Consider the following 6,408-nt stretch of genomic DNA (forward strand, 5'->3'; position numbering starts at 1 on the left):
GACAGTGCTGTGTCAAATAATAGGTGTGGGTGTTGGGAGGATGGTAGGTTTGTATAAGGGATCGGGGTGGGGTGCGGCCGTTTGGCTTGCGGGCGGGCCGGGGTAGGGGGTGGTGCTGACCGGGACCACCGCCTACCCCGGCCCGCTCGCACGCCAAACGGCCGTCCCCCGACCGAGGTAACGAGGGTTGCGCCCGGGGTCGGCGCCGCGGCCGCCGTACCGTGGCGGCGTGGCGCGGGTGGCGGTGGTGGGCGCCGGTCTCGGCGGCCTGGCGGCCGCGGCCCGGCTGGCCGCCCTCGGCCACGCGGTGACGGTGCTCGAGCAGGCCCCGCAGGTCGGCGGGAAGCTCGGCTGGTACGCCCGCGACGGCCACGGCTTCGACACCGGGCCGAGCCTGGTGACCCTCCCCCAGCTCTACCGCGACCTGTTCGCGGCCACCGGCGGCCCGCTCGAGGAGGCCGTGGACCTGATGCGCCTGGACCCGGCCGTCGCCTACCGCTTCGCCGACGGGACCCGGCTGTCCGTGCCCGGCGACGCCGCGGCGGTCCCCGGCGCGCTGGACGCCGCGCTGGGTGGCGGTGCCGGTGCCCAGTGGGCGGCGCTGATGACGCGGGCCGCGGACATGTGGCGGGTCACCGAGCAGCCGTTCCTGCGCTCCCCGTTGGCCGGTGCGGCCACGCTCGCCCGGCTGGCGCGCAGCCGCGCCGACGTCGCGACGGTGGCACCGTGGCGCACGTTGCGCGGCCTGGGGACGGCGTACCTGCGCGACCCGCGGCTGGGCACGCTGCTCGACCGCTACGCCACCTACTCGGGCTCGGACCCGCGGCGCGCCCCGGCCGTGCTGGCGACCGTGCCGTACGTCGAGCAGCGGTTCGGCTCCTGGTACGTGCGCGGCGCGCTGCGCCGGCTGGCCGAGGCGGTGGCGGCGCGGGTGGTCGAGCGGGGCGCCGTCGTCCGCACCGGGACCGCCGTCGAGCGGGTGCTGGTGGAGGGCGGCCGCGCGGCCGGGGTGCGCCTGGCCGGCGGTGAGGTGCTGCCGGCCGACGTCGTGGTCTCCGGTGCGGACGCGGCGGCGCTGTACGCCGACCTGCTGCCCGCCGCCCGCCCGACCCGGCGGGTGCGCCGCGACCTGGCCCGCAGCACGCCGTCCCTCTCGGGGTTCGTGCTGCTGCTGGCGCTGCGCGGGCGGACGGCGGGGCTGGCGCACCACACCGTCCTGTTCCCCGGCGACTACGACGCCGAGTTCGACGCGGTGTTCGGCGTCGGCCGGCACCGCGGCGCGCCGCAGCCGGTCGCCGACCCCACCGTGTACGTGAGCGCGCCGGACGACCCGGCGACCCGCCCCGACGACGACAGCGAGTCCTGGTTCGTGCTGGTCAACGCGCCGCGGCACGACCCGGCCGGCGGCGTCGACTGGGACGCTCCGGGGCTGGCCGACCGGTACGCCGCGCGGGTGCTGGAGGTGCTGGCCCGCCGCGGACTCGACGTCCGCGACCGGGTGCGCTGGTGCGTCGTCCGGACGCCGGCCGACCTCGAGCGCGACACCCGCAGCGTCGGCGGCTCGATCTACGGGACGTCGAGCAACGGCGCCCGCGCGGCCTTCCTGCGCCCGGGCAACGCCTCGCCCGTGCCGGGGCTGTTCCTCGTCGGCGGCTCGTCGCACCCCGGCGGCGGCCTCCCGCTGGTCGCCCTGTCGGCGGAGATCGTCGCGGGGCTGGTCGGCTCGGCCTGACCGACCCGGGCGGTCCGCACCCCCTTCGGGATCGCCTTTCGCGCGCGAAAGGCGATCCCGGTCGGCCGCCGCTCACCCGGGGCGGACGACGGCCACGGCGACGAGCGGCATGCCGGGTGCGATGCGCCGGGGCGCGGCTGGTTCGAGCCCCGCCTGGACCAGCTGCCCGACGAGGACGTCGGTGTGCGGCAGCTCCGTCGCCCCCTCCTGCGCCCGGAGCAGCAGATCGAAGTGGCGGCTGGTCAGCTGCGGCGTCGCCACGGTGGTCACGACCAGCAGGGTGCCGCCGGGGGCGATCAGCTCGGCGAGAGAGCGCAGCAGGGCGACCCGCTCCCCGACCGGCACGTAGTACACGACGTTGGCGAGCAGCACGAGGTCGAACGGCGCCTCTGCACCGCCGACCAGGTCCCGGACGTCGCCGCGGAGGACCTGCGACCGCCCCGCCAGACCGCGGTCGGCCAGGGTGCGCCGGGCCAGGTCGGCGGCGTCGGCGTCGGCGTCGACTCCCACGCCCTCCGCCCGGGGAGCGGTCGCGAGCATGGTCGCCAGCTGGAGCCCCGCGCCGCAGCCGACGTCGAGCACCCGCCGCGGGGCGACCGCGGCCACCGTCTCCCGGAGGACGTCGTCGACGAACGGCTCGAAGGCCGTGGAGACCCGGGCGATGACCCCACCGTGCTCGACGACGTCCCGCCGTCGTGGGCCGCCGGCCAGCAGCGGCTCCAGCTCCCGGTACAGGCCGGTGTGGAACCCGGCGAACGCCTCGTGGGACGCCCGCACCAGGTCGTCATCCGCCACGGCCCGCCCACCGGCGGTCAACGACCACCGCCCGCCGTCCTCCGCACGCACCAGCCCTACCGACTCGAGGACTCGCAGGAAGGCCGCCAGCAGGTCCTCCTCCGGCGTGCCCAGCCGCCGGGCCAGCTCGGACGTCGCGGCCGGACCACCGGCCAGGGCGTCCAGCACACCGGTGCGGACCGCGGCCGCGCCGGTGTTCAACCGGACTGCGGCCTGCCCGTCACGCGTCGCCCGCAGCCGGGCGCGGGCGTTCCCCGCCCGCAGGACCGTGAGCAGGATGCGTGCGGTGGACAGCCGCGACACGTGCGCTCCTCAGGGGTCGGCGGAGGCCACTCTGGCGGAGCCGGCCGAGGAAGTGCCAGCCCTCCCGCCGGCTTCCTGTCGCCTTTCGCGCGCGAAAGGCGACACGGAGCCGGACGGGTCAGCTGCGGGCGGCGCCGTAGCCGAGCAGCGCGGCCAGGCCGAGCGCGCTGCGCGGGGCGTAGGCCGTCCGCCAGAGCCCGCCGTGCACCGCGGCGTACGCCTCGTCCTGCCACGGGTGCTCGTGCGCCGGCCCGCCGCCGGTGTGCAGGTCGTGCACCAGCAGCGCGGCCATGAGCACGTTGGACGTCGCCGGCTCGAACACCTCGACCCCGAAGCGGTGCGCGCCCGCGTAGGCCGCCGCGAGGGCGCGGTTCTTCAGCACCGAGCGGGTGCGGGTCGGCGGGGCGACGTTCATCGACACCGTCGTCCCGGCGGCCCGGGCCACCGTCGCCCGCCACCGCTGCAGCCGCTTGGCCAGCGCGTAGTTCGGCCCCTGCTGGGCGACGAGGCTGTCCGAGACGCCGGGGTCGCTGCCCGGCAGGTACGCCCGCTGCAGCAGCCGCCCGGCCGACAGCGTCCGCAGCGGCCGGCCGAGCAGCTTCGCCGTCCGTGAGCGCCCGGTGTAGGCGCGCACCGACTGCGCCACCGCGTCCGGCGGGACGGCGAAGACGTCGGTCGGCGTGGCGAGGAAGGCCAGCGCGACGTCGTCGCGGGCCGCGGCCAGCCGGACGGTGAGCGCGTCGACCGCCGTCGACACCCGCACGTTGGTGGCGCCGTCGGCGTAGACGTAGTCGCCGAGCACCGGGCGCCCCGGGAGACCGGCCACCCAGTCGACGACGGCGGGCACCTCGGTGATCAGGTTGGCGCCGCCGTCGGGGTACAGCAGCGTGCCGGCGCCGCGGCGGGCGGTGTCGAGCACCCGCTCCCACAGCGCCGGGCGGGGCAGGTCGACCCCGGCCACCCGCGCGCCCCAGCGCAGCAGCGCGGTCAGCGGTCCCATCTCGGCACCGGCGCCGAGCACGACGACGGTGCTCCCCGGCAGGGCCAGCCACTCGGGGTGGGCGGCGACGGTGCGCACTGCCTCGGCGGCCGAGGGCTCCACGATGCCGCCCTCGACCCAGGTGTCGAGCCGGCGCAGCAGCGCGTCGCCGCGCAGCCGCTCGCCGCGGAAGGGCAGGGACAGCTCCCGGTCGGGCTCCGCGGTGCCGGTGACCTCCGCCGTGGCGAGGGCCCGGCCGGCGGGGGCGGTGACGAGGTCGCCCAGGTCGGTCTCCGCGCCGTCCGGGCCGGCCACCCGCATCCGCCGGTGCAGTGAGGTCAGGCCCGCGTCGGCGATCGTCAGCGCCGCCTCGCGGGAGACCAGCCCGGCCTCCACGAGCCGGCGGAAGTGCGGCAGGTACCCGGCCCGCCAGTTGGTCTCCCGCTCGGCCGCGCCGGCACCGGCCGGGTCGACCGGGCGCAGCGCGTCGGCGACGACGGCCCGGCCGAGCGCCGCGGTGCTGCGCCGCCCGTCCGGTCCGGCCGGGAAGACGACGCCCTCGTCGGCCATCAGTCGACCACCACGGGGGCATCCACGGGGGCGCCGGCCTCCAGCCAGCGCAGCAGGATGCGGGCGCCGAAGCCGGTGCCGCCCTTGACCACCTCGCCGTCGTCGGACCCGGCGCGCGCCGGCCCCGCGACGTCGAGGTGCGCCCACGGCAGGTCGCCGGCGAAGGGCCGCAGGAACAGTGCGGCGGTGGTGCCGCCCGGGTTGCCCGGCGCGTTGTTCGCGTCGGCCACGGCGCTCTCCAGCAGGTCGGCGTGCTCCTCGGCCAGCGGCATGCGCCACACCGGCTCGCCGGCGTGCCCGGCAGCGGTGCGCAGCGCGTCGGCCAGCCCGTCGGTGGTCGCGTACAGCCCCGCGGTGCGGGTGCCGAGCGCGACCTTCATCGCCCCGGTCAGCGTGGCGACGTCGACCAGCACGGTGGCGCCCAGCTCCAGGCGCGCCCACGCCAGCCCGTCGGCGAGCACCATCCGGCCCTCGGCGTCGGTGTTGAGCACCTCCGTCGTCCGGCCGCCGACGTGCCGCACGACGTCGGCCGGGCGGTACGACGACCCGGACACGGCGTTCTCTGCGGCCGGGACGACGGCGGTGACGGCGACCGGCAGCCCGAGGCGGGCGGCGGCGTCGACCGCGGCGAGGACGGCGGCGCCCCCGGCCATGTCGGTCTTCATCTCCCGCATGCCGGCGTTGGGCTTGATGGAGATGCCGCCGGTGTCGAAGGTGATGCCCTTGCCGACCAGTACGGGGTGTCCGGGGGCCGCACCCGGCGGCCGGTAGGACGCCACGATCACCCGCGGCGGGCTGGCCGAGCCGCCGCCGACGGCGAGCACGCCGCCGAAGCCGCCGGCCCGCAGGTCGTCGGGATCGAGCACGTGCACGGTGACGTGGTCGAGGCCGGCGAGCCGCTCCCTCGCCTCGGCGGCCAGCCAGGCCGGGTCCTTGGTGTTGCTGGGTGTGTTGACCAGGTCGCGGGCCCAGGCGACCGCCTGCCCGGTGACCTGCCCGGCGCGCGCCGCGGCGGTCACCGCGGGGTCGGCACCGTCGGCGGCGACGACCGTGACGGTCTCCAACCTCGGCGGGTGCGGCGTGGACGTCTCGCGGAAGCGGTAGCCGGCGAGCAGCGCGGCCTCGACGGCGGCGCGGACGTCCTCGGCGCCGGCGGGGGCGGCCGCGTCGTCCAGCGGCAGCACCAGCCGCCGCGCGCCGTGCTCGGCGAGGGTCTGCGCGCGGCGGACGGCGGTGGCCACGTAGCCGCGCAGGTCCGGCAGCGTCGCGTCGCCGACCCCGACGGCGACCACGCTGCGCGGACGGCGGCCGGGCACCGGCAGGTTGGTGACGTTGCCCGGCCGGCCGGTGTTCCCGGTGTCGGCCAGCGCGCCGGCCAGCAGGACGGCGTCGACCGGTGCGTCCGAGCCGGTCAGCCACCCGGGGAGCGCGGTGCCGGTGCCGACCGGCACGGCGAGGACGTCGTCCTCACCGAGCGCCGGGAGATCGGTGCGGACCTCGACCCGCGGCAACGGCGCGGCCCCGGTCGCCGGCTGAGTGCCGGCGACCGGGGCCGTGTCGTCCTGCGCGGGGCTGCCCGGGGGCAGCTGCGCTGCGGTGTTCAGCTGGTCGCGCCCTTCAAGGCCTCGGAGAGGGCCGCCGCCTCGTCGGGCGACAGCTCGACGACCAGGCGACCGCCGCCTTCGAGCGGTACGCGCATGACCAGGCCGCGCCCCTCCTTGGTGACCTCGAGGGGACCTTCACCCGTGCGCGGCTTCATGGCCGCCATGCGTGCCTCCTTCGTCGGCCGTGCGTGGCCCGTGGGCTACGGCGCGGCGTCGTCGATGCTGTGAGCTCCACCGCCCATGATCCCGTATCCCCGCCGCAGGTCCAAGCCGAGCCCCCGTTCAGAGGCTGTCTCTCATCCACATCTCCGACCCCACGAGACCGTACTAACACTCGTATGCTGTCTTCCGCATGAAAACAACTTCTACACACCAAATCCAAACTTGACACTATAAGCCCTCGCTCTTGATCATCATCACATCTT

5 protein-coding genes are annotated in these 6,408 nt (G+C 77.0%); 1 reads left to right on the forward strand and 4 read right to left on the reverse strand.

The window, feature by feature from the left end; genetic code table 11:
* The first annotated feature begins 229 nt into the window (after positions 1–229).
* The gene (locus CNO22_RS24950; RefSeq protein ID WP_100501948.1) at positions 230–1,732 is read left to right on the forward strand and encodes a phytoene desaturase family protein; all 1,503 of its coding nucleotides are present in this window, start codon (positions 230–232) and stop codon (positions 1,730–1,732) included.
* 72 nt (positions 1,733–1,804) lie between these two features.
* Here CNO22_RS24950 and CNO22_RS24955 read toward each other — a convergent pair whose 3' ends face one another.
* The 4 genes from CNO22_RS24955 to CNO22_RS24970 form a co-directional block, all read right to left on the reverse strand.
* On the reverse strand, positions 1,805–2,830 hold the full coding sequence (locus CNO22_RS24955) for a methyltransferase domain-containing protein (protein WP_100501949.1): 1,026 nt from the start codon (positions 2,828–2,830) through the stop codon (positions 1,805–1,807).
* A 118-nt stretch (positions 2,831–2,948) separates the two neighbouring features.
* Positions 2,949–4,379, reverse strand: a complete 1,431-nt coding sequence (locus CNO22_RS24960; protein WP_100501950.1) for a hypothetical protein — start codon at positions 4,377–4,379, stop codon at positions 2,949–2,951.
* A complete protein-coding gene (locus CNO22_RS24965) occupies positions 4,379–5,890 on the reverse strand; it encodes a leucyl aminopeptidase family protein (protein ID WP_100501951.1) in 1,512 nt (503 codons plus the stop codon). The genes CNO22_RS24960 and CNO22_RS24965 overlap by 1 nt, the downstream gene beginning before the upstream one ends.
* Positions 5,891–5,979: 89 nt before the next feature.
* Positions 5,980–6,147, reverse strand: a complete 168-nt coding sequence (locus CNO22_RS24970) for a DUF3117 domain-containing protein (RefSeq protein ID WP_012947303.1) — start codon at positions 6,145–6,147, stop codon at positions 5,980–5,982.
* Positions 6,148–6,408: the final 261 nt, after the last annotated feature.

Source organism: Geodermatophilus chilensis, assembly GCF_002802985.1.
Classification (GTDB): domain Bacteria; phylum Actinomycetota; class Actinomycetes; order Mycobacteriales; family Geodermatophilaceae; genus Geodermatophilus; species Geodermatophilus chilensis.

What these genes read in the sequence shown, in the direction of transcription:
- CNO22_RS24960 (WP_100501950.1), bottom strand. Translation starts at nt 4,379, where the DNA reads ATGGCCGACGAGGGCGTCGTCTTCCCGGCCGGACCGGACGGGCGGCGC.
- CNO22_RS24970 (WP_012947303.1), bottom strand. Translation starts at nt 6,147, where the DNA reads ATGGCGGCCATGAAGCCGCGCACGGGTGAAGGTCCCCTCGAGGTCACC.